The following is a 26,105-nucleotide window of genomic DNA, read 5'->3' on the forward strand; positions in this document are numbered from 1 at the left end:
AAAAGTATAGATGCAGTACTAGGCAACCTACATTTCTTTAGGAAATAATGATGGGGCTGGCTGTTTTTATTCAGATTTTTTGCTGTTTATCTCGTCGATTTTTTCATCATAATTTATACACAAGCCTTACGGCTTATGGCATAATTCCAATAATTTAGTGATTTTATTTTCGGTATTTATTTTATGAATCTGGAGCGGGTTGATCTTAATCTATTAATTTATCTTGACGTCTTACTTCGTGAAAAAAATGTAACCCGTGCTGCAGAACAATTGGGCGTTACCCAACCTGCGATGAGTAACATTTTACGTCGTTTGCGCAATTTATTTAATGATCCCCTGCTGATTCGTTCTTCTGAAGGCATGACGCCAACTGAACGTGCCTTAGAATTACAACCGCGTATCCGCGATGCCTTATCTGACCTTTCTATGATTTTGGAGCCGCGTACTGAGTTCCGCCCTTATACTTCAAATCGTGTATTTCGGATTATGACCTCCGATTACGCAGAAGCCACATTAGTCCCACGCTTGGTTAAAGCTTTACGCTCTGAAGCACCTAATGTGGTATTAGACTTTTTAACCCCGAGTGATGTGTCTTATCGCGACATGGAACAAGGTAAAGTCGATTTGGCGATTAACCGTTTTAATGAAATTCCACAAAGTTTCCATCAGGTTTTAGTTTGGCGTGATAGTTTTTCTTGCCTGCTCAATCACAAACACCCTGCTGCCAATAACCTGAATTTAAAAAGCTACTTAGATGCACAACATATTTGGGTTTCTAAAACAGGTATGGGCGTTGGTTTTGGTGTGAATCCAGAGAAACAAGCGGGACTGGGTTGGATTGATCAAGCTTTAGAGCGTATTGGACAAAAACGTAAAATTTCGGTGTTTACCCGTCATTATCAAATGCCTGCACTACTCGCGTCTAATGTAGATTTAGTCGCAACCTTACCTACACGTATTGCGCGCTTACAAGCCAAAAGCCAAAGCTTACTGATTAAAGACCCACCATTTTATATTCCAGAATTTGAATTAAAGATGGCATGGTGTCCGTTGTTACATCATCACCCTGCACACCGTTGGTTACGCCAATTGATTTTATATGTAGCGCGCCAAATGATTGAAGAAGAAAACCGTGAGTTTTTACTGAATAACTCTCAATTTTCAGCCTATTAATTAAAAATTCACTGAACTTATTGGCACAAACGCTTATACTCAGATGAGGAATATTTCGATATTCCTCATTGTTTAATCATGATTTAATAAAGATTCAAATTGTTATATTTAAAATAATATAATCCACAGGTGGATTCGTGAGCCTCTTCCAGAATATTGTTATTATCCTCATCCTCATTGTCGGAGCTGGTTTTTTATCGCTGACTGAAATTGCGTTGGCTGGTGCACGTAAAGTTAAACTGAAAATTCTAGCCGAATCAGGCGATGAACGTGCCCAAAAAGTTTTAGACCTACAAGAAAACTCAGCTGATTTTTTTGCTGCCTCACAAATTGGCTTAAACGCAGTTGCCATTTTAGGTGGTATTTTAGGTGAAGGCGCATTCCGTCCTTATTTTTACAACTTAGTTGTGCGCTTCTATCAAGGACCATGGGCTGAAACGCTTAGTTTTGCCTTGTCATTTACCTTAGTGACTTCGCTGTTTATTTTATTTGCCGACCTAATGCCTAAGCGTTTGGCAATGATCGCCCCTGAAAAAATTGCGGTATCGGTGATTAATCCGATTCAAATTTTTATTCGGATATGCAAGCCTTTGGCATGGATGATTAATGCGATTGCCAACGTGCTGTTCCGTTTATTTAAAGTAAATACCACGCGCGAAGACAATATTACATTTGATGATATTTCTGCAGTCATGGATGCAGGCGCTCAAGCAGGTGTTTTACAAAAGCAGGAACATCACTTTATTGAAAACGTGTTTGAACTTGAAGAACGTAACGTGCCTTCGAGTATGACTACACGTGAAAATGTGGTGTTTTTTACCCTAAAGGAATCTGAAGCCAGTATTCGTCAAAAACTTGCAGAATATCCTTATTCCAAATTTTTGGTCTGTAGCGAAAATATTGATGATGTTATTGGCTATGTTGATGCCAAAGATATTTTGGTCAGAATCCTCAATAATCAATCTTTACTACAACTAAATGAAAGCACCATCCGTAATGTATTAACCATTCCAGATACACTCACGCTGTCTGAAGTCTTAGACCGTTTCCGCTCGACCAAAGAAAAATTTGCCGTAGTCATTAATGAATATGCGTTGGTTGTGGGTGTAATTACCCTGTCTGATATTATGATTACTGTGATGGGCGATTGGGTAACACCTATTGAAGAAGATCAGCAAATCATTAAACGTGATAACAATTCTTGGCTGATTGATGGCAGTACACCAATTGAAGACATTAAACACGCGCTGCAAATTGATGAAATGCCAGATGATGAAAATTATGAAACCATTGCAGGTTTTATGATGTATAAGCTACGTAAAATCCCGCGTCCTGCCGACTCTGTACTTTTTGATGGTTATAAATTTGAAGTGGTCGACGTCGATCATTTTAAAATTGACCAACTTTTAGTGACACGAATTGTAGAAACGCAGGAAATACAAAACAACACTGAAGCAGATGGATAGTGAGATTCCTTGTATTCGTTCAGCCTGATTGCATCTACATTTTCTCGCATTCACAAAAAAGCACCACATCAAAATGAAGTGGTGCTTTTTTAAATCTGAACTGATACTTCTGAAATTTAGCTGAGTATTTACTTAATACTTACTGATCAACTCATCCAATACTGCTTGATAATGAATCGCAATATCTTCAGCTAAAATTTTATAGACATTGTCGAATTGCACCATCGGCCAGCCCTCTTTCCAGAAAGGAAAAATGTTGTGCAAATCATGCGTCACCACAGCATCTTCACGCACAATCGCTTGTGCAACCTGAGCCAATACTTGTGCAGTTTCTGTGCCATCAATGGCTAAATAATCAATGCCACGTGCTTTTAAAATACGTACACGGTCTTTTTTATAACGGATTTTTTTCATTTGCGCTTCGTTTAACTGCAAAGCCAAACTTACTGCTTCTACAAATTTGCTTTCGAATGACTGATTCAGTGCCACCAACGCTGCTTTATGCGCTTCCTGACGACCTGCTTTCCCACCATTACGGATAATTTCTTTTGCCTCTGTGTCTAGCTCATCACTTTTCATAGACTGCAAAATGTCGAGTATTTCGATATCACTTAATGATTCAGGAGATTGGTCAATCATGTACTGCCCTTGGACAAAAATAGCAAAACGCTATTTTCGCACAATTTAGCTAAAAGCTCGACACATTCCGAAGCAATTGTTCACACAAGGCAGTGCTGCACCTATTACAGTGCAGCAGTTTAAAATTGATCTTTCAGCTTTGATCATCCTTGTTTATTTTAAATTTCTTATTGTTCCCTTAGTTTTTCTCCTGAATTTTACCGTCTATTTAAAACCCGTTATTTCAAATGAATAATCCAATAAATAACAGGTTTAACTTTTCAACTCACTTGTACTTTTTAGTAAAAAATAATTAACAGGTTGCTCTTTACACTTAATACAAGTTTTCGCGTTTATCATGATCTAGGCGGTCAATATAGCGTTCTAAATGTAGCATCGCATGATACATTTTATTTAAGTTCCGAACATTGATTTGCTGACGAACAATATTTTTGTGTAACCGTTTTAATGCACGTAGACTGTGTTTTGGCGTATATGCAGATAAAATTTTCATAAGCCTGCTCTCTCTATCAAATTATTTTACATGAACCGTTTTGTTATCTTGAGAATGAATTCAATGAATATAAAGATAAGCTCTATTATTGACAGGGTGTGTCCTACACCTCCTTAATATTTGACTATTTGGAAAAATTTTATTGTGTTAAATTGTAGTTTAAAGGAATATTTATGTAATTATGATTAAAATAATTGCTAAAAAAGATTCAAAAAATCTTTGTTAAAATCTTCTATAAAAATATGCATAAAAAAACTGACACTCGGTCAGTTTTTTATGCGGGCTGATTTTAAATTTTGAGTCTTTAAATCACTTCCACCACTACTTTGCCCACATGCTCACCTGTATCCATTTCGGCATGTGCTTGTTGAATTTGATCAAACTGGAAAGTTTTATAAATCATTGGCAAACATTCGCCTTTTGCTAACAATGGCCAAACAATCTCTTGCAAGCCTTTGGTAATTTCAGCTTTTTCTGCAGTATTGCGGGCGCGCATAGTCGAACCAGTAATGGTAAGACGCTTCATCATAATTTGACCAAGTTTTACTTCTTTGGCTTTTGCACCACCTAAGAATGCGATATACACCAAGCGACCATCACGACGTAATAAATTTAAATTACGTTCCAAATACGGCGCACCAACAATATCTAAAATGACATCAACCCCAGCATTGTCTGTCACTTCGTTAATCACTTGTTCAAAATCTTGTGTCTTGTAATTAATTGCTGTGGTGAGGTGTGAAATTGCCTGTACTTTTTCATCTGAACCTACAGTTGCAAAGGTTTTTAAACCTAAGGCATTGCACAGCATTAAAGCAGTTGTACCAATACCACTGGTTCCACCATGAATCAGCGCCGTTTCACCTGCTTTGGCTTTACCCATTTGGAATACATTGGCCCACACAGTAAAAAATGTTTCAGGTATCGCAGCGGCTTGTACAAAACTGACACCTGTTGGAATTGTCAAAGTCTGGCTTTCTGGTACAACACAATATTCTGCATAACCACCACCATTGGTTAAGCCACACACTGCATCACCAACTTTAAATTGGCTAACATCTGCACCCACAGCAACTACTTCACCTGCTACTTCTAAACCTGGCACTGGCGTCACGCCTTTAGGCATAGGATACAGACCCTGACGCTGTAAAATATCAGGACGATTCAAACCAAAAGCATGTACTTTGACCAAAACCTCATTGGCTTGTGGCTCAGGTATTGCAACCGTTTCATAGGCTAATTTTTCTGGGCCACCTGGTTCTGTAATAATAATCTGCTGCATTGTGTTTTGTGTCATGGCAAATCCCTGATTGTTTGATGCTGATATGAATTCTGACTATTTGAACATAAAACAGCAAAGCATTAAAACCCAGATTAACTTAGGTATAATTCTCATGCCGTGGTGTTTCATGCGTGATTAAATTTTTATTTATGATTAAAGAGTATGTGATGTCAGAAATTGTGGAATACAACGAAAATAATTACCGTGAGTTTGAATATGAAACAGGCGTTGCGGTGATTCGTTTTTATGCGACGTGGTGTACGCCTTGTGTTCAAAATGCACCATTTTTTGAGCAGCTTGCCCAACTTTTTGATGCTTCGGTAAAGTTTGGCAAAGTGAATGTCGATCAATCTCCAATTTTAACTTTGCGTTATCAAGTCTTTGGTTTACCGACCACTCTGATTTTTAAAGATGGGCAAATTGTTGAACGACTGTCGGGCAATGTTTCTGTCGTACAACTTCAACAAAAAATTCAGAGCTATCTTTAAGCCATGTAGAGTAGCGTCAACATATTAAGTTTGAATTACTACCTGATCGCGTCCTGCATGTTTGGCTTGATACAAATGCGCATCTGCAGCTTTCATAAAATCATCCACGTGCGTATACGCTTGTGCGCGAGTCATCCACGCTACACCGATACTTAAAGTCACATATTGTTTATGGTCTTCTCGTGCTACATGCTCAAAAGCTGCATCACGCACAGCCTGCAAGACCTTTTGCATGAGTGGTGCAATCGCAGGTTGCGGAATATCGTGCAGTAAAATGGCAAATTCTTCACCCCCATAACGTGCCACAAACGCATTTTTAGGCAAAGTATCTTGTAAAACTTTAACTAGGTTTTGCAGAATTTGATCGCCTTTTAAGTGCCCATAATGATCATTGTATTTTTTAAAATAATCGACATCGAGCATCGCAAAGACCAAAATATGTCGCTTATTTTGCAAGGTTTCAAAATACAAACGCTGAATTTCTTCATTTAATGCACGGCGATTATATGCCCCTGTTAATGCATCGGTTTTAATCTGTATTTCCAGTTTTTCATTCAAAAGACTGAGTTGTTCAGTGCGTTCCTGCACTTTTAAATCTAACGAGCTGTTTAAATGAATCAGTTTTTGGTTCAAGCGTTCAATGCGTAAGTTATGGTAGGCATAATTTCGTGCCTGCTGAAACATGATGAGCAATGCATAAACACTGGTCGAAATAAAAGATAAATGAATGGAATTGACCAAATTCAGCATTAATAAAAAATCATGAATAAATGTGCCACACAGAATAATTACTGCCCAAAAATTAATTTTGGAATAATCCTCTCCTGAATGCAGGGTTTGATAAAATCCATAAGCAAAATTTGCCAAAATCAGCACAAAGAAAAAAGAACTATAAAATGCCAACTGCTGAAAAATAGTGGGTTCTGCCCACAGCGTCACCCCAATATTAAAGCTCAATAACAGCATTGCCGCGCTATATACCCAACGATGCAAATAGCGCGAACTGAGCAAAAACATATAACTCAGGAAAAATAAAATCGCTAAAAAACTAAATAAATATTCGAGTCTTATTCCCCAAGACCAACTTAAATTCAGGAAAGTGGTATAGGCATAGGGTGCAGAAAATAAATTGTGTAATGCCAGAAAAACAATAAAAATGCCGAAAATAAAAATACGCTTGGTCTTTCCACCATTTGCAAGACTAAATGCCGAAAACATCAAGGTAAACAAACCAATACCAAGTACTGCCCCACAAATCATGGCAATACTCATCATCAAACGCTGATACTGTTGATTGATGGTGCGACTTAAACCAATTTTCATTGGATTTTTTAAACCACCTTGCAAGCTCTGAAAGCTAGACGCTTGAATGGTCAGGGTAAAATATTCACTTTCAGGAACAAAATATGCAATTCGTGGGGCATTTTCGGTTTGGTGACTACTCGCATCTGCACCGACTGTGCCAACACGCACCAGTGGATCGCCATTTAAAAATACCCGATAGGCGCCATATTGGTTGGGAATCCAAATCGCAATACGTCTGCCTAGAAATTCTTTTGGAATTTGAAAGTGCCCAATAAAAGTGCCGTAAGTATTGGCATTGCCCATTAAATCTTCAAATGAAGCAGGCAATTCAACGGTATTCGATGCCAGTACCGCACTGGGTTCTTGAATCAATTGTTGCGGATAAAACAACCATCGCCCAGTCAAAATACTCGATTGATCTTCAGTAAATTGAACAGAATTGAGCAGTTGTTGATGTAGATAGTAAGATTCAGGTGCAGACTCATACTGCGCCAACACACGCGGTGGTGTGAGTACACTGCACAGTAAAATTAAGAAGAGTAATGCACACTTGTGCCACATCCGAGTGAAATTCAAAAATGCAAAAGTCCTATTGTGCTTGTTTTTTAATCTAATCGTTCTTGCACTAAATTTGAAGTAAAAAATTAAGTCATTTATGCTAGACCTTACTGGCATCGGATGAATGACTTAAATTCTAGCGGTTTGGCTAAGTTGAAAGGTGTTTATTGATCGCGTGTTTTCACATCATACAATTCAATTTCAAAAATCAAATTAGAATTAGCAGGAATGATATTGCCCATTTTGCGCTCACCATAAGCCAAATGCGCAGGTACGATCAGTTTGCGTTTACCACCCACTTTCATCCCCATGATGCCTTGATCCCAGCCTTTAATGACACGACCTGTACCAATCACGGTTTCAAAATAGTTACCACGGTCTAAGGATGAATCAAATTTGGTGCCATCTTCCAACCAGCCTGTGTAATGCGTAGTAATTAAAGCGCCTTTAACCGCTTCTTTCCCCTCACCCACCACCAAATCAATAATTTCTAATTCTGCACTCATGTTCATCTCCAAATATTTACACTTCGATGTTTAAGATAATTTCCAGCTCGTGCAAGCGTTATTGCAACTGTGTCCACTCAATCTGAGCCTGTGCCTGATCGCCAATCAATGTCCATTCGCCATCCATTACATTCAACTGCAATTGCATGGTACGTTCGCATAAAGCTTGAACGGCTTCGGTACTCGCTGGCGATAGTTGCCACACTTCAACATTATTTAAAGTTTTGATTTTACTGTTACGTTTGTACCATTCATCTACCGATGAACCATAAGCAATAATCGCAACTTGCTTACAACGCGAACTGGCTTTTTTGACTTTGTCTTCATCTGGGCAACCGACTTCAATCCACTTAATTAACTGCCCTGTTAAGTCTTTTTCCCACAAAGCAGGCTCATCGGTTTCAAATAAATCTTTGGTAAATTCCAAAGCTTCATCTGCATAACGTGCGAATGCCAAAATACGCACCATCAATCGCTCAATAGTTTCAGAAGGATGCAATGCCATGGTGAGCTGATAGTCACCGTATTGATGCACATCCATATTGGCAATGTTCAAATCTGCCTTATAAATTGTCGCTTTCAGCGCCATTGTCTATTCCTAAAACTATGTTTAAATTTGCCACTAAGCATAATGGATTTTCTGTGATTTTGCTGTATCGTTTGCCCGATAACGTATAGATTTCAGTCTAGAACCGCAGCAGCATCGACCCGATACGCCAATAGTTCAGCCTCAAATTTTTCCCAATCACGCTCGCTTTGATAAATAATTTCCAACCGATTGTCTATGCCTTCATCGGTAGATTGATAATTAAATTGCTGCGGATTGAAGTTGAAACTTTTCCAACCCTGATTGGTATAAAAAATTCCTTTAATACGCAGCCAATCTTGCTGTTCACAGAGTAAGTCTAATAAGGGATAAAAGTCGAATTGCCAACGTTTAGGCAATTTCCAACCTGCGACTGCATATCCTTGTGCAGTTTCGACATAGTGATATGGCAATTGTTTGATTTCTGCAGACTCTTGCAGATTTGTAGAGCTGACCTTCTGTTGCAATTTTAGCAACGGCTGAATTTTACGCTGTGTACCGACATACGGTATATCCATTTCGGTCAAAGCCAGATGACCCTGTTCTGCTTTCAACCATTTTTGCGCGTAGGCTTGATATTCCTGTTGTAGTTGTATGAGGGCTTGCTCATCTGCCGCCTGCATTTGGTCTGCATGTGACACCACAATAATTTGTGCAGCTTTGAGCTGATCGGCATACAGGTTTTGCTGCGTCCACGCCTGATCATGCAAACGCGAACCATCTACTACCGTCACCAAGGCGCGCATCGATAAATGCGTATGCCAATGTGGTTCGGTCAGTTGTTCCAAGAGTTGCGCAGGATGCCCCAAACCTGTCGGCTCGATGAATAAACGGTCAGGCTTCGCTTCGGACAATAAACGCGACAAAGCAATTTGCATAGGCAATTGGCTGCTACAACATAAGCAACCGCCCAATAATTCTTTGACTTGATAACCCTGTTGCTGAGGTAAGAGTTGTTGATCGACCCCGATTTGTCCAAATTCATTCATCAGCACCGCCCAAACTTCATGTTCTGGTTTTTGGCTGAGTAACTGTTTCAATAAGGTGGTTTTTCCTGCACCGAGAAAACCAGAAATAATATGCGTCGGGACTGCTTTTTGTGGTGCAATTAATTTCAAAATAAGCTCACTTTATTGAATTTCAAACAACTCAAGCATGCTAAGCAAGTTTAGCGATTAGTTCAATCTGAATCTAAACACACTGAAATTTATTCATTTCAGCACATCTATCACCATCATGATTTGAAAAATTCGCTTACATTTATTACGTGATGATCTGCAACTTATTTGGGGAAATACACGAGTTTTAGCCGCTTGATGTTATGTTTTATTGCCAACCACGCAATTTTATTGCGGAAAACACAGCCATTTTGATTGGATTTGACTGCATATTTAAAACAAAAATTACCAAACTACGACCTATTCATCATCATTGTGCGGTTCAAGTAACCGTCATTGTTTTGCTTTGTTGCAAGCATTGATCCCATAGCTTTGGCTCTTTAGCATGAGTTCCTGTTCAGCCCGTTCAAATCAGGTGATGACTGACTTGGACACTTTAGCCGCAATAAGTTTTTTTACTTAATGCTTGTGCTGAGCACTCCCTACTACTCATGAAAAACTTTAAATAAGGGTGCCAAACCATGAAATTGACACAAATTTTACTCGCTTCAACTTTTGCTTTTGCCACTGCAACTACTTTTGCTGCAAAGGCTGAATCGACAGCAACAGAACAGGAAAAAGTGGTTGTTTCAACGCAGGAAACTGTGGCTGAACCAGCTTCAGAACAAGCTGCTGCACAACCTGCATCTGAAGCAAGCACTGAAACCCCTGCTGCATCGACGCAACAGCCTTAAAACTTAGATACATTTAAAAATGTAAATCGAATACAAAAACTGAGTTTTCCGCCACTCTCTCGGTTTACTCAGTTTTTGTTTATCTGCATAACTAATCAATATTGCCTTGGACAAAATTAAAAAATAGGCACAAAAAAACCTGTCTACAATTGCAAACAGGTTTTCAGCTAAATTTGATGAAAACTTAGTTTTGTTCAGTTTTCTTATAAATGCTGCAAGATGGATGATGATTTTCTTGCAAACGTGCTACTTTACGCTGCTCTGCTGCTTCAAAACGGCAACGCTTCCAGTCATTGTCTAATTTCAACGCAGGGATTTGTTTTGGTTTACCATTTTCATCGACAGCAACCATAGTGAAGTAACAGCTGTTGGTATGGCGCACTGTACGCTTTTGAATATTTTGTGCTTCTACACGAATCCCAATTTCCATTGAAGTACGACCGACATGGTTCACACTAGCAAGGAAAGTCACCAATTCACCCACATGAATCGGCTCTTTAAAGTTCACTTTATCAACCGAAAGGGTCACCACATAACTACCCGAATAGCGGCTTGCACATGCATACGCCACTTGGTCTAATAGTTTTAAAATTGTTCCACCATGTACATTCCCTGAGAAATTTGCCATGTCGGGTGTCATTAACACGGTCATGGTTAATTCTGACTGGTCATCTAACACTGGGGCAATTTGATCTAATGGTGACATCGCGTTCTCTAGACTCTTTTAAAGACAGTAAGATATGAGCCTATTATTATATCGCGTTTATAAAAGTTTGAATGTTCATTTCGGCAACAACTGCATCATTATTATTTATATTGTTTATGATAACATTTATTTAAAATTATAAGACTAAAGACTAAGACTCCCAAGCTGTTATTTTTTAATCCATTTCTGATTTTTTAGAATATTTGTTCAAATTGAATATTACGTGAATCCCCCTGATTCAAGTGTTCAAAAAACAAGCTAAAATCTTTTATGCAATGGATTATTCAAGCAAATTTCGGCGAATTTACACAAAAAAAAGTTCAATTTCCCCGTAAATTTTCAAACTTCGCTGCGACATTTAAACCAAGCGCAGCATTTCCTGCGACACATTGCTATAAGTCAAAGTTTGTTCGGTACTCAGTGCAGCTTCAATCACATAAGAACCATCTGGATTAATCATCGTCACTGTAAAAATAACTTGCTCCATAGTAGCAAGTTTCACCTGCTGTCCAATTTCAAAGCCGTGCATGAAGTATCCCCTCGATTTTTTATAAAGTTTTAAAGTCCTGAAGCACAAAAGTTAGGCCGTCTTGGAAGCATGTTCAATTGGTAAACTGCTTAAAAAACTAATTCAGTAAATGCTGCATAGAATAAATGGAAACAGTGCGAAAGAACACGCTAAAAAATTGATTTTAAGTCTAAATACCTCATCTCAGTATTTAGATATCTTTAGGGTATCTTTATTTTTAAACTATAATATCAAATACTTACAAAGAATAAATCTAAGCAATCTAACATTAAAGTTATTTTTATCAAGCACCTAATTAGACTTAAGTTAAATCTGTTGATTTCATTGAATTGACCTAAATGAAGGATCTGGACAGCTATTTAAACTGTCCATAAAGCCCAAAAGTATTACTCACTTTATAGTCTACAATTCTATGCCCATGCGCATAATGATGCTGTTGATAGACCTGATCAATTTTATTTAATTGCGCTGCGGTTGCTTCTGCACCTGCCAGCATAGTCGCTTCGCGCCCTTTTACATCAAAAATATGGGCTTTTTCACGTAAATCGGGTTGAATGACCACATCTGCCAGTTTCAATTCTTCATTGGCCAAATGCTTTTGCATAATATTAATATTTTGGTTAAACAATCCCCACACATTACTGGTTTCAGTATGAATAGGCTGCGCCAAAATATTCACGGCAATCACAATATCTGCCCCTAAATCACGTGCAACTTTGACAGGTACAGGGCTCACTAAACCACCATCAACATATTCATGTTCTGCAATTTTGGTGGGTACAAACATACTTGGGATAGACACTGACGCACGCACTGCTTGCCCCGTATTACCATAATTAAATACGACTTTTTTGCCTTCTTTTAATTCAGTCGCCACCACGTACATCGGGATTTTAAATTGCTCCAAACGGAGTTGATCGACTTGTGCATTGACATAATTTTCAACTTTTTTACCATCAAAAAAGCCTTTTAAATCTAAAGTCACATCCCGCACATCATTGGCTTTCATATTCATGGCAATTTCACGTAATTGCTGTGCATTTTTACCACTGGCATAAATTGAACCGACAATGCTGCCTGCGCTGCTGCCCACAATAAAATCAGGATGAATACCGTACTGCTCAAGTACTTCAATCACCCCAATATGTGCATAACCACGTGCGCCACCACTGCCCAAAACCAAGGCGACAACTGGACGTTTTTTTTGTTGTTTTAACTGACGAAAATCAATTTGATTCAGGCGCGACTCTGCTTCAACCACGGGCTGCGACTCACGCAAAGTTTGAGTCGAAAATTGCTGCTGCGATGGCACCACCTGACATCCCACCATCAGTAATGCTGTAAGAGATACATACCCAATTTTCATAATGACCTTCTTGAATCCATAGGTTTCAGTCGATATTTCACCATCAATCGTGTCAAGGTTGATCAGCCTACTTGATACAGCAACCCTCTTAACGTCAACAGTTATGCTCTTTTTTTACCTTGCATGAGCGCCCATAGTCTATCTATTATTTTAACCGATCCTTGTAGTAATTCGTTAAACTGTCACGTCTAGCCACTACAGTGGCGCACAAGTCGAATCTGTCTAAAATTATATGCCAACACCTTCTTATTCCTTATTATTCTGGATTTTTCTGCAATTAGGCTGTCTGTCTTTTGGCGGGCCTGCAGCGCATTTGGTATTTTTCCATCAGCGTTTTGTGCATCAACTCAAATGGCTAGATGAATCCCAGTATTCACAAATTGTCGCACTTGCACAACTCTTACCTGGCCCAACTAGTAGTCAGGTGGGTTTAGCGATTGGTTATTTGCAAAAAGGCTATTGGGGTGCAGTCCTAGCGTGGTTGGGTTTTACCATGCCTTCCGCATTGTTTATGGCATTGGTTGCAGTTTTGGGACATCAATATTTAGATGTACTGTCGTCAAATAGCTTTCACAGTATTCAACTGATCGTATTGGCCGTGGTGGCTTGGGCATTTAGGCAAATGTTGCGTAGTTTTTGTAAAATGGTTTGGCAATATGCCTTAATGTTTGCTTCTGCCCTATTTATTTATCTGATGCCCTTGAGCTTCAATCAAGTTTTAGTGATTCTGATTGCCGCTTGTTTTGGCATTTGGATGGCGAAACGCGCAGCACCGACTGCTGCACCAGCATCCACCAATACAACGGCGACAGATACTCATTTTACTGCGGCACATTTACTCAAACATCGTCGTTATGCTGTATTTTGGGCAGTACTTTTTGTTGCACCCTTTATTGTGCTGTCAGGTCTAAACTGGCTACAACCTCATTTACTCTATGCAGCCAATTTAAGTTTCTATCAAGCCGCATCTTTGGTCTTTGGCGGTGGGCATGTCATTTTGCCTTTATTGCATCAAGATTTTGTTAGCACAGGCTTAGTCAGCAAAGAACAGTTCGATTTAGGTTATGCCATGGCGCAATTGGTGCCTGGCCCACTGTTCAGCTTTGCAACGTATTTGGGCAGTTTGATTCCAATGACAGAATCAACGCTGCTGAATGCGACTTTAGCCACGTTGGCGATTTTTCTGCCATCTTTCTTTTTGGTATTTTCGACTTTGCCTTATTGGTCTTGGTTAATGCAGCAAGCCTATATTCGTCATGCGGTTACAGGGATTAATGCAGCGGTAGTCGGTTTGCTGCTGTATATGGTGCTCGAAATGGCACAGCGTCATATTTTGAGTATTGCTGATCTGCTGTTTATTTTTTTGGTGATTGGATTATTAAAATCCAAACTACCTGTTTGGCTCAGTTTAATTGGTAGTTTCCTGGTCTATACAGCATTCTTGCATTTCATGGCTTAAATTAAAAATGCTACAGATCAAATAAAAATGCCAGTTCAATTGAACTGGCATTTTTTGTGGATGACTGAATCAAGCCTGAATGCTTTGGAGCTTAGCCACCAAAGAATTTTAGAATGGATTGAATCACCGCAACGTTAATTAAATCGACAAAGAATGCACCACACAACGGCACAATCAAGAACGCTTTATAAGATGGACCATACATATTGGTAATGGCCTGCATATTGGCGACTGCTGTTGGCGTCGCCCCCATCCCAAAACCACAGTGTCCTGCTGCCAGCACGGCTGCATCGTAGTTTTTCCCCATAATACGGAAGGTCACAAAAGCAGCATACAACGCCATTGTGAGCGTTTGCGCCCCTAAAATCACCATTAAAGGACCTGCTAAATCGGCCAATTGCCATAATTTGAGTGACAACAATGCCATCGCCAAATATAACGATAAAGATGCATTTCCAAACACATCAATCGCACGGTCAAAAATATTAACTTTAAAAATACTTTCTAAGACATTACGCAGAATCACACCGCCCGCCAATGCCCAAACGAAAGTTGGCAATTCAAACATAGTGCCTTTGGCAACGCCTGTCATAAATTCGGCAAATGCCAAACACGCTGCAAATAAACCCAACGTGGTAATGGCATTATCTGCTGTGATTAGACGCACCTGATGCGGATATTCAAATGGAATAAACTCATTGGAATTTTGATCTACAGGCGTATTATCGCGTTTTTCATTTTGTTCGTCGGTACGTGGTATAGCCAATTGATGACGGTTGATTAAAGTTTTAGCCAGTGGACCACCAATTAAGCCCCCAATAACCAAACCGAAGGTTGCGCTTGCCATTCCTAGCGCTAAAGCACCTTGAATACCATATTGGGTTTCTAAAATTTCACCCCATGCTCCTGCCGTACCATGACCGCCAGTTAAAGTAATTGATCCTGCAATTAAACCAATTAGTGGATCAATACCTAACAATGTTGCAAGACTAATGCCGACAAAGTTTTGCACCACAATAAATGTGGAAATTGCAATCAAGAAAATAATTAAACCGATTCCGCCCTGACGCAATTTTGTGAAGTTCGCGCTTAAACCAATAGAGGCGAAGAAAATCAGCATAAAGCTAGTTTGCAATGCGCTACTGGTGGTAATGCTATAACCCCAAAATTGATTCACCAACAATGAAACAATAGCGGCAACCAAACCACCTGCAACAGGTTCAGGAATGTTATAGCGTTTTAAAAAATCAATTTTATTGACCAAGAACCGCCCCAAGAGCAGGACGATGACCGCAGCAATCAGCGTATAAAACGCGTTAAAAGTAAATTCCATGGCAATATCCATATAGTGATTGCAGATTATTTTTAATATGATGAAGAGCTGTCAATGCAAACCAAAGCATTTGCATCATTATGACTCTAAATCAACTAAAAAATGCCGCAATACAAAGTATGTAAACAGTATCGTATTTGACCGAAGTTTAAGAGGTATGCATTTCGCTCAGCCAACCCATCCTTTGGTTTCACTCAAGCGTTATCATCTGCGTTTGCCTAGAACAGAAGAAAAGAAAGACAAAAGACAGCAATTTCACTTTCGGGGTGACTTCGAGTGCAAACAACTGAATCGGCTTAACACTGAGAGGTAATCTCATATAAGCTCCAAAATATCTGAGGTGGATAAATACCTTCCGTTAAAGATAATCAACCACTTGATAAAAAACAGCAAGATTAAAGGTCGATCATTATGCATTTTTTTTGACAAAAAGCTGCTATTTTCTGCGTTTTTTCTATAATTTTTAATGATTGTTTTTAACTATAAGTGAAAGTTACAGCATTTTATATAAATGAATAAAAACTAAATTACTGAATTAAGGAGATTAATTTTCTCCATAAAAAAACAGAGCTTAAAATTAAGCTCTGTTTTGGATTTTGCTCAAAAGGAGTGACTTAGAAGCTATAACGCGCCATAAAGCCTACGCGGTCATCACTGAATTTTTCTCCAGCAAATGTTTCGCGCTCACCATTAATATATTCAATACCTAAATCTACTGGTTTTACAGGTGAATAGATAAAGTTAATCCACACTTGTTGTACTTTCTCGTTAGCACCATCATTTAAACGCGCATAGTCTGTACCATCATCGGCAAATAAAGCACCATACGCTAAAGTTGAACGTAGTTGTGGAGAGAACTTATAGGTTGCACCCACTTGTACACCAATCGTTTCATTTTGCTCAATGCTATTACCATCCAGTTTATATGCTGGGTCAGCATTATTACCGTATAAGTAGTTGTTGTTACCCTTAACATAAGAGACATCAGCAGACACTTTTAAAGGTTCTGTAACTTGATAGTTCGTACCTAGAGCTGCTCCCCAACCTGTCTTATCATCATTTGCTGTATCTGATTTATAGTGTTCAACCAATGCCCGCGCAGAAGCTGTACCTTTACCCTCTGCATAAGTTTGTGTCACTTTAGCTGTTAAATTAGGTACACGATAAGTAAGACCATCACCTGAACTATTACCTTCTTCGGCAGAAACAAATAATTGTGTTGCAGGGGCTAATTTATAGTTGTAACGAACTTGCGGTACACGTGCTGTACCACCACCAATATTTGTATTAAAGTCGATCATTTCTGGTGCATGATTAGACAAGAAGTTCGATGTAGTTTGACCGAATAACCAATTATTTAAAGTTAAATAAGCATGGCGAATACGTAAATTCTCTGCGGCACTCGCAAAGTCAACCTCAACTTTACCACCTACTTTGTTGTCACCAACAGGTGTATTAAAGTCTAAACCTAAACGAGTTACTTTGGCAGTAGCACGTAATTTGTCACTTGCTTCTTCTTTACTCGTACTTGCCGAGTTAAAGTCATTATCAGCACCTTTAATAATATAGTTTGCATCACCACGTACAAAACCATAAATAGAAACATCTGCGCCTGATTTAGACTTTAAGCTGCTTAATGCACTTGCAGGTGCAGCAGGCTTCGCCTGTTGTACTTGGGCAATTTGAGTTTGCTGCTGTTGTTGTACTTGCTGTTGTTGCTGAATTAATGATTTTAATGCTTCAACTTCTTGACGAAGTTCTTGAATTTGTTGTTGCTCAGTTTTTGCTGCGTGTGCAGTACCTACCATTAAAGTTGTAACAGCAATAGCTAAACCTTTGATCATAAATTGACCGTTGAGTAATTGACTCATTTATCTCTCCAAAATAAAACAACGCTGCATCCGTGCATGATGATTTTGTTCGTCATCTATCGATTTCACATCGAATTATAAAAATGGCTTAAAAATCAAAACACTTTTGCCAAATAGTCCAAGACACTCAAATATTTCAAATTGTGTCATTTATTACAGACTTCAATCTATCAAGTTATGACGTTTATTAAAATCAGTTTTCCCGAATAAGAAATCACAATTAATCATAATTACAGATTTAAACAATTAAACCATATAAAATTCAATACTTTAAATAGGTTGATTATTCAAGTATTTACACCACCATTAGACTATTGTATATATTTCAGTTCTGTCTAAAAGCCCGATTTTTGCGAAAAAAATCACCATTTGAAAAAGTATTGACCTCAACTCAGTCTGGTTGCGGTTGTAAAATATGAAAAACGGCGAACATTCCAGACCCAATAAATAGCAGCATTAATACAGCCATATTCAGCAAAGCACTACCTGTTAAAAAATTGAGTAACACCCCACCAATCAAGCCACAAAAGAATTGCACACTACCCATGACCGCACTGGCTGTTCCTGCACGTGCGCCTTGTTTTGCCATTGCCAGTGCCATGGCATTCGGGCCTGTAAAACCAATCCCAGACACGGCAAGAAATAAACCGATCATCACCAATGCCAAAGGTGCATACCCCAAACTACCTGCAAGCAGTAGAATGACCGCACCACTCAGTTGAATCATGCTGCCCAATTTTAAGCGTTGTAACACACCCAATTTGCCACTGATTTTTTTATTCAGGGTCGAAAACAGCATAATACCAATCGCATTGGCACCAAACACATAAGCAAAAGCTGTTTCACTCAAGCCATATTGATCCATCATGACTGCACTTGAACCGCTGATATAGCAAAACAATGCCCCACCAGTCAGACAGCCTGCCAACATTGGAAAACGAAAATCACGATCTTTTAAAATGGCAAAATATAAGGTCAGTACTTGCTGAAAGTTCAAATTTAAACGACGTTCTTTCGCCAAAGTTTCTTTAAAAAAGAAGTGCACACATAAACAGCAAATAATTCCAACGCAGGTCAGCACTACAAAAATAGCTTGCCAATTCATCCATCTAAGTACCCATGCGCCCAGCGTAGGTGCAATAATGGGCGCAATGGTCATCACAATCATCATGCTCGAAAAAGCTTGAGCGGATGTTTGCAAATCCAAGCGATCACGAATAGCTGCTCGTGCAATTACCACACCCACACAGCCACCCAAAGCCTGCAAAATACGTGCAGCAATCAGTCCCCATTCATTTTGAGCAAACACGCACAACATACTGGCGAGTGAAAATAGTGCCAAGCCAAAATATAAAGGCGGCTTACGTCCAATCCGATCACTCAGCGGCCCGTAAATCAGTTGACCCAATGCCAAACCTAAAAAGTAGGCAGGCAAACTGTTTGCGACCATTTGGGTCGATACGCCAAACTCGCTTGCCATAACGGGCAAGGCAGGCAAATATATATCAATCGATAAAGGTCCAAGCGAAGTCAATAACGCCAACAATAAAATCCACGCAGTCGAATATTGCCGCATGTTGGGTTGTTGCCTAGATGGTGGCGTACTGCTTGAACTTGGCAGCGTTTTCGATATGCTCATATTTTATGATGAAATGACAGATGTACAGACAAGCTTACACGCTCCATAGTATGATTTGTTGTGATCAAAGATGAATTTTCACATATTAGGTACTCTAAACATCTCATCTACAGTTACAATGTACGCAAACCTTCATCTTGCAGCATAAATCTCTGTTTAGACAGAAAAGTTTACTTAAAGGAATGATGTTGAAACCTTGGCTGATAAAGCTCAAACAAGCGACCTATAACACCACATTTATGTATAACATCCGCATGCTCATTGCATTTGCGGGAACGGCATTTGTACCCTATTTTATGGGCATGCAACTGGCCACAATTCCACTCACGCTAGGTGTTGTGGCAGCAGGTTTAAGTGATATTGATGACCGCTTTTCAGTGCGGATTGTCAATCAGCTATATACCTATATCGGCTTTTTTATTACCGCCACCTCTATTCAGTTTTTATTTCCACATCCGGTTTTATTTGCCACAGGTTTAATTCTTTCCTGCATTGTTTTAATTCTGCTGGGTTCACTCGGGCGACGCTACGCCACCATTTCTTATGGCTGTTTAGTGGTGTCGGTCTATTCCATGCTTGGGGTAGATTTATTTGAAGAATGGTATATGCAACCACTGCTCTTGGTTGCTGGTGCTATTTGGTATGGTTTAATTTCAACCATTAGCTTTTTGCTGTTCCCCGTGCGTGCAGTACAAGACAAACTGTCGCATAGCTATGCATCTTTAGGCGACTTTTTATTTGCCAAATCCAATTTATTTGATGTCGATATGACAGCAGCGAGTTATCAGCAAAGCATCATCGACCTATCGCTCGAAAATGGTAAATTAATTGGAATTTTTAACGATCTAAAAACCGCATTGCTAACCCGCTTAAAGGGAGACCGCGGGCAAAAAGACACCCGTCGCAGTTTGCAATATTATTTTGTTGCACAGGATATTCACGAACGTGCCGACTCTGCGCATATTGACTATCAAAAACTGGCTAAAATCTTTCAGCACAGCGACATTCTGTTCCGTTTTCAGCGCATTTTGTCTATTCAAGGCAAAGCCTGTAAAGATTTAAGCGAAAGCATTTTGCATCGTAAACCTTATGTGCATAACAAGCGTTTTAAACATGCTTTTGAAAATCTTAAACAGTCTTTAGAAAAACTGCGCAGTGAACAGCAATATGACCAAGTCTGGATTAATGCACTGTTTGCCTTATACCAAAACCTGAAATCAATTGATGCTCAACTGCGTAACCTTGAAACCGAACGTAATATTAAACTGGATAAATCCAAACATATTGAACAGCAACTGAAAGATGATGACTTAAAAAGTTGGGATGATATTGTCATTCGGATTAAGCAGCATTTAACCCCCGAATCGGTTTTGTTCCGCCACGCCATTCGTTTGTCGATTGTGCTGTTGATTGGCTATATTTTTGTGCAAGTCACCAACATTCAATATGGCTACTGGATTTTACTGACCGCCCTGTTTGTGATGCAGCCTAACTTTAACACCACCAAACGGCGTTTACGTTTGCGTATTATTGGGACGTTAGCAGGGATTGTAGTCGGCTACACCATTTTATATTTTGTACCGTCCGTTGAAGGGCAATTACTGGTTTTAGTGATTAGTGGCATGTTGTTCTTTGAATTGCGCAGTAAACAATATGCACAAGCCACTGCCTTTATGACCATTTTGGCGCTGATGAATTTTAACCTAGAAGGTTTGGGCTATGCCGCAGCTGTGCCACGTATGGTCGATACCTTAATTGGTTGTGCGCTAGCATGGTTTGGCGTGAGTTTTATCTTCCCCGATTGGAAATTCCGTCGTTTATCACGCACGATTCGCCGCTCACTCACCGCGCAATGTGGCTATTTGGCAGAAGTGATTGAACAATATAAAAATGGACGCAACAACGGTTTGAATTATCGTGTCGTGCGCCGTGCTGCTCATAATACCGATGCAGAAGTTGCTTCACTGATTTCAACACTCGCCACCGAACCTGATTTTGACCCCAATCAAAAAGCTCAAGCCTTTGAGTTCTTGTGTCTAAATCACACCTTTATTAGCTATATTGCTGCACTTGGTGCGCATCGTGACAAAATTGACGATCAGGAAGTCTTGCAACTGCTCGATCAAGCAATGGACGATATTCAAGGTGCTTTACTGAAAGATGAAACGCCAGATTTAAGTGCACACAACATGTTGCAAACCATTCGTCAGCGTTTAAGCCAAAACAAAGAAGAAGATCAAAAATCATTAATTATTTTGCAGCAATTATCTTTGATGATGAGTATCTTGCAACAATTAAGTCGCTTAAAACAAAGTTTAAGCCACGAACATGATCAAGATGCAACTGAACTGGCGTCTTTATAATCAATCCTGCAAACGGTCAGTGCCTACTTATTCGCCCTAAGCTGCACAAGTATTCACCGACCTTAGCATGATTTTGCGACAATATACTCACTGCATGACAGCAATTAATGCTAAACTTTTTATAGTTTTAAATTTGTTAGTTTCACTATGACCGCGAAAAGTTTATACGCCTATACCCTACAGCCTGTGATCTACGAAGTTTCTGAAGAAGAACAACGTCACGCACAACTGGTAATTTGGCGCAGTACCAATAAAATTGGCATGAAAGCATGGATTATTATGGGTGTGATTGTTGCCCTTTCCATTTTAGGCATTCTGCTATTAAAAAATTATTCGACAATTTTCTGCTGGGTTGCCATTGTCTGTGTGGTGCTCTACCTGCTCGTGCGTAAATACGGCTTGGAATGGTACGTTAAGCGAAAAATGAATGAATTTCCTGTTCAAGAAATTAAAGGGATTCGTTTAGGCGTACAGCCGCACGGTATCGTGATGCGTCAGCAAATGGGCGCTCAAGAAGGCGTGGGTGCAATTGGCTGGAAAGATGTGTATGAATGGTACAATACCCCTGAGTTTATCTTGATGAACTTCAAAGTAAAAGGTCAGCAAGGTGCTTATATTCTGCCTAAGCGTATGGACAGCAAGAACTTTTCGTTCAACACCATTCGCAAGCATTTGACTGAAGCTGCAGGCGAAGCCAAGCAAATCTAAATATCCCTATTTAAAAATAAACCTCTATCCCCTGTGATGGAGGTTTTTTTTTGCTTAAAATTAAAACAATGAACGATAATGAGAATAAATAGCATTTGCATTAACTTCATCTCTGCATTATTCTGCATCACAATTCATACTCAACAACCAACGCTTATGCTGAAGAAAGCCTTTTTCCAAATTCACTGGTTCCTTGGTATTACTGCAGGACTGATCTTGTCACTCATGGGCGTGACAGGTGCGATTTATTCCTACGAACAAGAAATTCTAAAATGGATGAATCCGAACAGTTATCAGGTACAAGTTGAGCAGAAAACCAAACTGAGCCCTGCAGAAATTTATCAACATTTTCAGCGTACCCAACCTGACTATAAAATTAATAGCATCACCGTTGCAAAAGACCCTGCTGCATCTTCAACCATCAATATTGCGAAAGAAGGCGCAAAACGTGGGCAAAATATCCTGATTAATCCTTACTCGGCAGCAGTGTTGCCTGAAATTCGGGGACGTGAATTTTTCCAGTTTATTCAGCAATTACACCGTAATTTAACCGTAGGACCTATTGGTAAGCAAATTACAGCGGCATGTACCCTCATGTTGTTGTTCTTTGTGCTAAGTGGCATTTACCTGCGCTGGCCGAAGCGTCATTCTTTCAAACAATGGTTTGCACTCAAACCCCAATTAAAAGGACGTAATTTTATTTGGGATTTACATGCGGTAGTCGGCACGTGGGTGGTGATTTTCTATCTAGTTTTGGCATGCACAGGACTATATTGGTCGTATGAATGGTGGCGCAATGGCATGTTTAAAGTCATGGGTGTGGAAAGACCACAAGCGCAATTGCAAGCAGATGGACGCAACAAACCTGTAAATTCAAATGCTCAAGCACTTCATCAGGCTGCGCAAACACAAACTGCAGGACGCCGCGCAAACACTACAAAACCAGCCAAGCAGAATACGCTGGATCAGGCACAAATCAATCTGGCATTGACGAAGGCATGGCAACATTTCCCGCAGCAATTGGGGCAGGATTATTCCAGTATCACTTTTAATGTGCCTAAACACGCCAATAGTGAAATTGAAATTAACTTTGTCGATGTCATTCCACAACATGAACGTGCCCGCAATAACGCAACTTTTGATTATCAACAAGCACGTATTACTCAACTTGAATTATATGTAGACAAACGGCTTAATGAAAAAATCATGAGCAGTATGCTGCCTGTGCATCGCGGTAGTTTCTTTGGGCCTGTTTATCAATTTTTAGCCATGCTTTCTGCATTGATGATGCCGCTGTTTTTCGTCACAGGTTGGATGCTGTATTTAAAACGTCGTAAACAAAAGCGTTTGACTCTTGCTGCACGTCAAAACCACACTCAATTTCAGATCGACCCAAATGCTGCACACTGGCTCATTGTCTATGCCAGCCAAACAGGTACTGCCGAACAATTGGCATGGCGCACCGCTACTAGTCTGCAAGAAGCACATCAGCCTGTCACAGTCAAAGCCCTGCAACATCTCAGCCTTGAAGATCTTAAAAACACCACCCAACTGTTATGTATTGCCAGCACCTATGGCACAGGTGATGCACCCGATTTGACCTCAAGTTTTGTGAAAAAAATCCTACCGCAAACCTGTGACCTGAGTCATTTGCGTTATGCAGTACTGGCTTTAGGTTCACGTGAATATGCAGATCATTACTGCCGTTTTGGACATACGATTGCTGCATGGCTGCAACGTAATCAAGCACATGCCTTGTTCAATACCATTGAAGTAAATAATGCCAATCCTGCAGACATACAGCGTTGGAATCAGGCTTTGGTACAGGTCACACAACTTGACTTACCAAGTATGCATATCGAAAAAACTTTTGATACATGGACCTTACAGCAACGTGACTTGCTAAATCCCAACAGTTTAGGCGCACCCGCCTTCAATATTGAACTGTTAGCACAACATGATGTGCATTGGTCTGCAGGTGATATTGCAGAAATTCAGCCTGAAAACAGCACTGCACGGATTCACGCCTTTTTAAAACAGCATCAACTCGATGCCAATACAATTCTTGCTGATGGTCAGCAAACCTTAGTACAGGCTTTGGCAGATAAAGACCTCACCGCGCCAATTCAGACATTTAAAACTGCGGATGAATTATTGGCACAACTTTCACCCTTGCCTAGTCGTGAATATTCAATTGCCAGTATTCCTTCACAACAGGTTTTAAGACTTGTGGTGCGTCAAAAATTCGATGCTCAAGGCGAGCTTGGCTTAGGTTCAGGTTGGTTAACTGCACATGCTGCACTTGGGCAAAATATCGCATTACGCATTCGCAATAATCCATCTTTCCATTTAATTGATGATGACCGCCCAATTATTTGTATTGGCAACGGTACAGGGCTTGCAGGATTAATGAGCTTATTGCATGCACGTACCCGCCTGAATTACACCCAAAACTGGTTGTTTTTTGGTGAACGTCAGCAAGCGCACGATTACTTTTATCAGCACACCATCGAGGCTTGGCAAAGCACAGGTATGCTACAACGCCTTGATTTGGCCTTTTCCCGTGATCAAGCCGAAAAAGTCTATGTACACCATAAGTTACGCGAACAGGCTGAAGAATTAAAACGCTGGATTGAACAAAATGCCGTGATTTATGTCTGCGGTAGCATTCAAGGCATGGCCAGTGATGTCGACCAAGCCTTAAAAGATATTTTGGGTGAGACTCAACTGGAACAATTACGTCAGCAAGGACGTTATCGCCGAGATGTGTATTAGGATTTGTTGACACTTTTTAAATGGCTTGCGCTGTAGCTCTATAGCTAAAACTTGGCAATTCACCCAAGTTTTATCCATAGCCTCAGCCGAAACATAATTCAGTTGAGGCAAAATTTTTCAGCAGCTTCGGCTATACTGTTTGTACAGCATCACAGTACAATAAAATTATGCAAGGCATGCAAGCAAGTCACGTACAAACACAATTTAGTCTATTTAAAAGAATATTGAGTAGCCTAATTGGATTAATTTTAGTATTGGATGGTGCCTATCTCATCAGCTTAAAGAAAATTCATTTCGGCACCGTTTTACCTGTTTTAATAGGCATGATGCTGCTGTGTTATGCCATTTTCTATACTTGGATTCAAAGCTACTTAAAACAACATACACGCTTAGATTGGCTGTGGAAATTCGGTTGGGGCGTATTTTGGCTGTGGTGCATCAGCCTGCTGATCTTTTTTACTTATATTCATTTCAGTACACAGCAGCAAAATACTGTAACCAACAATGCTAAAGTGGTGATTGTACTCGGCAGTGGCATTGAAAATGGACAACCATCGCCCACGCTCGCCAAACGACTGGATACTGCAGCCGCGTATGCCTTGGAGCATCCTCAAAGTTATTTCATTGTTAGTGGTGGCCCTGCATTTGCGGAACAACTCACTGAAGCACAGGTGATGTCTAATTATTTGCAACAACGTTATGCAATTGCAGCATCACACATTATCTTGGAAACCCAAAGCACCAGTACGGCACTTAATTTGAAAAACAGTCAGCCCTTGCTGCATACATTAGGCACAGATAAAACCCAACCGATTATAATTGTCACCAGCGACTTTCACACACCACGTGCAGCAGCCATTGCCAAACGACAAGGATACACACAGTTCAGCATGCTCAGTGCAACGACACCACTCTATACCCGCTATAACGCATGGTTACGCGAGTATTTTGCTTATATCAGTGGTTGGCTGCTGAATGAGTATTAAAAATAAAATCTAGCAAGCAGAT

The 26,105-nt window shown here is 39.8% G+C and carries 22 protein-coding genes; 9 read left to right on the top strand and 13 right to left on the bottom strand.

The window, feature by feature from the left end:
* Positions 1-183 precede the first annotated feature (183 nt).
* Both VF675_RS00180 and VF675_RS00185 read left to right on the top strand, forming a co-directional pair.
* Positions 184-1,173, top strand: coding sequence for a LysR family transcriptional regulator (locus VF675_RS00180; protein ID WP_004977282.1), 990 nt, complete (start codon positions 184-186; stop codon positions 1,171-1,173).
* Between the two features lie 137 nt (positions 1,174-1,310).
* Positions 1,311-2,639, top strand: coding sequence for a hemolysin family protein (locus VF675_RS00185; protein WP_104852324.1), 1,329 nt, complete (start codon positions 1,311-1,313; stop codon positions 2,637-2,639).
* 132 nt (positions 2,640-2,771) lie between these two features.
* Here VF675_RS00185 and VF675_RS00190 read toward each other — a convergent pair whose 3' ends face one another.
* From VF675_RS00190 to VF675_RS00200, 3 genes are all read right to left on the bottom strand, one after another.
* Positions 2,772-3,278: a hypothetical protein gene (locus VF675_RS00190; protein WP_004977287.1), complete on the bottom strand. Its 507-nt coding sequence runs from the start codon at positions 3,276-3,278 to the stop codon at positions 2,772-2,774.
* 313 nt (positions 3,279-3,591) lie between these two features.
* Positions 3,592-3,771 (bottom strand): hypothetical protein, encoded by a 180-nt coding sequence (locus VF675_RS00195; RefSeq protein WP_096901477.1) that lies wholly within the window; start codon positions 3,769-3,771, stop codon positions 3,592-3,594.
* Between the two features lie 304 nt (positions 3,772-4,075).
* On the bottom strand, positions 4,076-5,068 hold the full coding sequence (locus VF675_RS00200; protein ID WP_179994508.1) for an NAD(P)H-quinone oxidoreductase: 993 nt from the start codon (positions 5,066-5,068) through the stop codon (positions 4,076-4,078).
* A gap of 152 nt (positions 5,069-5,220) precedes the next feature.
* Here VF675_RS00200 and VF675_RS00205 point away from each other — a divergent pair, with 152 nt between their 5' ends.
* Entirely contained in the window at positions 5,221-5,541 is a 321-nt protein-coding gene (locus tag VF675_RS00205) for a thioredoxin family protein (RefSeq protein ID WP_004977299.1), read from the top strand.
* 24 nt (positions 5,542-5,565) lie between these two features.
* Here VF675_RS00205 and VF675_RS00210 read toward each other — a convergent pair whose 3' ends face one another.
* From VF675_RS00210 to VF675_RS00225, 4 genes are all read right to left on the bottom strand, one after another.
* Entirely contained in the window at positions 5,566-7,407 is a 1,842-nt protein-coding gene (locus VF675_RS00210) for a diguanylate cyclase domain-containing protein (protein WP_440204582.1), read from the bottom strand.
* Positions 7,408-7,568: 161 nt separating this feature from the next.
* Entirely contained in the window at positions 7,569-7,910 is a 342-nt protein-coding gene (locus VF675_RS00215; RefSeq protein WP_004977304.1) for an FKBP-type peptidyl-prolyl cis-trans isomerase, read from the bottom strand.
* Positions 7,911-7,968: 58 nt separating this feature from the next.
* Complete coding sequence (locus VF675_RS00220; RefSeq protein ID WP_004977306.1) at positions 7,969-8,499, bottom strand: YaeQ family protein; 531 nt, start codon at positions 8,497-8,499, stop codon at positions 7,969-7,971.
* Between the two features lie 92 nt (positions 8,500-8,591).
* Positions 8,592-9,614, bottom strand: coding sequence for a CobW family GTP-binding protein (locus tag VF675_RS00225; RefSeq protein WP_096901474.1), 1,023 nt, complete (start codon positions 9,612-9,614; stop codon positions 8,592-8,594).
* Between the two features lie 521 nt (positions 9,615-10,135).
* Here VF675_RS00225 and VF675_RS00230 point away from each other — a divergent pair.
* On the top strand, positions 10,136-10,348 hold the full coding sequence (locus VF675_RS00230; protein ID WP_004977309.1) for a hypothetical protein: 213 nt from the start codon (positions 10,136-10,138) through the stop codon (positions 10,346-10,348).
* Positions 10,349-10,532: 184 nt separating this feature from the next.
* Here the strand turns inward: VF675_RS00230 and VF675_RS00235 are convergent, their stop codons facing one another.
* The 3 genes from VF675_RS00235 to VF675_RS00245 form a co-directional block, all read right to left on the bottom strand.
* Positions 10,533-11,054, bottom strand: coding sequence for an acyl-CoA thioesterase (locus tag VF675_RS00235; RefSeq protein ID WP_004977311.1), 522 nt, complete (start codon positions 11,052-11,054; stop codon positions 10,533-10,535).
* A 358-nt stretch (positions 11,055-11,412) separates the two neighbouring features.
* Positions 11,413-11,583, bottom strand: a complete 171-nt coding sequence (locus VF675_RS00240) for a hypothetical protein (protein WP_004977313.1) — start codon at positions 11,581-11,583, stop codon at positions 11,413-11,415.
* Between the two features lie 355 nt (positions 11,584-11,938).
* The gene (locus VF675_RS00245) at positions 11,939-12,913 is read right to left on the bottom strand and encodes a patatin-like phospholipase family protein (protein WP_162164697.1); all 975 of its coding nucleotides are present in this window, start codon (positions 12,911-12,913) and stop codon (positions 11,939-11,941) included.
* Positions 12,914-13,181: 268 nt separating this feature from the next.
* On the opposite strand from VF675_RS00245, the gene chrA reads away from it, so the two are divergent.
* A complete protein-coding gene (gene chrA / locus VF675_RS00250) occupies positions 13,182-14,408 on the top strand; it encodes a chromate efflux transporter (protein WP_440204583.1) in 1,227 nt (408 codons plus the stop codon).
* A 91-nt stretch (positions 14,409-14,499) separates the two neighbouring features.
* Here the strand turns inward: chrA and gltS are convergent, their stop codons facing one another.
* The 3 genes from gltS to VF675_RS00265 all read right to left on the bottom strand — a co-directional run bounded on the left by gltS (position 14,500) and on the right by VF675_RS00265 (position 19,188).
* Positions 14,500-15,741, bottom strand: a complete 1,242-nt coding sequence (gene gltS / locus VF675_RS00255) for a sodium/glutamate symporter (protein ID WP_440204584.1) — start codon at positions 15,739-15,741, stop codon at positions 14,500-14,502.
* A 614-nt stretch (positions 15,742-16,355) separates the two neighbouring features.
* Positions 16,356-17,612 carry a DcaP family trimeric outer membrane transporter gene (locus VF675_RS00260; protein ID WP_440204585.1) on the bottom strand — a complete coding sequence of 419 codons (1,257 nt, stop codon included), beginning with the start codon at positions 17,610-17,612 and terminating at the stop codon, positions 16,356-16,358.
* A gap of 391 nt (positions 17,613-18,003) precedes the next feature.
* Entirely contained in the window at positions 18,004-19,188 is a 1,185-nt protein-coding gene (locus VF675_RS00265) for a multidrug effflux MFS transporter (RefSeq protein WP_440204616.1), read from the bottom strand.
* Between the two features lie 251 nt (positions 19,189-19,439).
* Between VF675_RS00265 and yccS the strand changes: the two genes are divergently transcribed.
* The 4 genes from yccS to VF675_RS00285 all read left to right on the top strand — a co-directional run bounded on the left by yccS (position 19,440) and on the right by VF675_RS00285 (position 26,083).
* On the top strand, positions 19,440-21,614 hold the full coding sequence (gene yccS / locus VF675_RS00270; RefSeq protein ID WP_440204617.1) for a YccS family putative transporter: 2,175 nt from the start codon (positions 19,440-19,442) through the stop codon (positions 21,612-21,614).
* A 147-nt stretch (positions 21,615-21,761) separates the two neighbouring features.
* On the top strand, positions 21,762-22,322 hold the full coding sequence (locus tag VF675_RS00275; RefSeq protein WP_004977388.1) for a YcxB family protein: 561 nt from the start codon (positions 21,762-21,764) through the stop codon (positions 22,320-22,322).
* Between the two features lie 156 nt (positions 22,323-22,478).
* Positions 22,479-25,097 carry a PepSY domain-containing protein gene (locus VF675_RS00280; protein ID WP_440204618.1) on the top strand — a complete coding sequence of 873 codons (2,619 nt, stop codon included), beginning with the start codon at positions 22,479-22,481 and terminating at the stop codon, positions 25,095-25,097.
* 167 nt (positions 25,098-25,264) lie between these two features.
* Entirely contained in the window at positions 25,265-26,083 is an 819-nt protein-coding gene (locus tag VF675_RS00285; protein WP_131261500.1) for a YdcF family protein, read from the top strand.
* The last annotated feature ends 22 nt before the right edge of the window (positions 26,084-26,105 follow it).

It is taken from the genome of Acinetobacter sp. Lyrl_1, assembly GCF_051948795.1.
GTDB lineage: Bacteria > Pseudomonadota > Gammaproteobacteria > Pseudomonadales > Moraxellaceae > Acinetobacter > Acinetobacter towneri.

Coding starts and splice junctions, on each gene's coding strand:
- VF675_RS00195 (WP_096901477.1), bottom strand. CDS start 3,771: ATGAAAATTTTATCTGCATATACGCCAAAACACAGTCTACGTGCATTA.
- VF675_RS00265 (WP_440204616.1), bottom strand. CDS start 19,188: ATGCGGCAATATTCGACTGCGTGGATTTTATTGTTGGCGTTATTGACT.
- VF675_RS00280 (WP_440204618.1), top strand. CDS start 22,479: ATGCTGAAGAAAGCCTTTTTCCAAATTCACTGGTTCCTTGGTATTACT.
- VF675_RS00210 (WP_440204582.1), bottom strand. CDS start 7,407: ATGTGGCACAAGTGTGCATTACTCTTCTTAATTTTACTGTGCAGTGTA.
- VF675_RS00245 (WP_162164697.1), bottom strand. CDS start 12,913: ATGGTGGGATGTCAGGTGGTGCCATCGCAGCAGCAATTTTCGACTCAA.
- VF675_RS00230 (WP_004977309.1), top strand. CDS start 10,136: ATGAAATTGACACAAATTTTACTCGCTTCAACTTTTGCTTTTGCCACT.
- VF675_RS00180 (WP_004977282.1), top strand. CDS start 184: ATGAATCTGGAGCGGGTTGATCTTAATCTATTAATTTATCTTGACGTC.
- VF675_RS00220 (WP_004977306.1), bottom strand. CDS start 8,499: ATGGCGCTGAAAGCGACAATTTATAAGGCAGATTTGAACATTGCCAAT.
- gltS (WP_440204584.1), bottom strand. CDS start 15,741: ATGGAATTTACTTTTAACGCGTTTTATACGCTGATTGCTGCGGTCATC.
- VF675_RS00275 (WP_004977388.1), top strand. CDS start 21,762: ATGACCGCGAAAAGTTTATACGCCTATACCCTACAGCCTGTGATCTAC.
- VF675_RS00285 (WP_131261500.1), top strand. CDS start 25,265: ATGCAAGGCATGCAAGCAAGTCACGTACAAACACAATTTAGTCTATTT.
- VF675_RS00205 (WP_004977299.1), top strand. CDS start 5,221: ATGTCAGAAATTGTGGAATACAACGAAAATAATTACCGTGAGTTTGAA.
- VF675_RS00190 (WP_004977287.1), bottom strand. CDS start 3,278: ATGATTGACCAATCTCCTGAATCATTAAGTGATATCGAAATACTCGAC.
- VF675_RS00240 (WP_004977313.1), bottom strand. CDS start 11,583: ATGCACGGCTTTGAAATTGGACAGCAGGTGAAACTTGCTACTATGGAG.
- chrA (WP_440204583.1), top strand. CDS start 13,182: ATGCCAACACCTTCTTATTCCTTATTATTCTGGATTTTTCTGCAATTA.
- VF675_RS00235 (WP_004977311.1), bottom strand. CDS start 11,054: ATGTCACCATTAGATCAAATTGCCCCAGTGTTAGATGACCAGTCAGAA.
- VF675_RS00200 (WP_179994508.1), bottom strand. CDS start 5,068: ATGACACAAAACACAATGCAGCAGATTATTATTACAGAACCAGGTGGC.
- VF675_RS00260 (WP_440204585.1), bottom strand. CDS start 17,612: ATGAGTCAATTACTCAACGGTCAATTTATGATCAAAGGTTTAGCTATT.
- VF675_RS00215 (WP_004977304.1), bottom strand. CDS start 7,910: ATGAGTGCAGAATTAGAAATTATTGATTTGGTGGTGGGTGAGGGGAAA.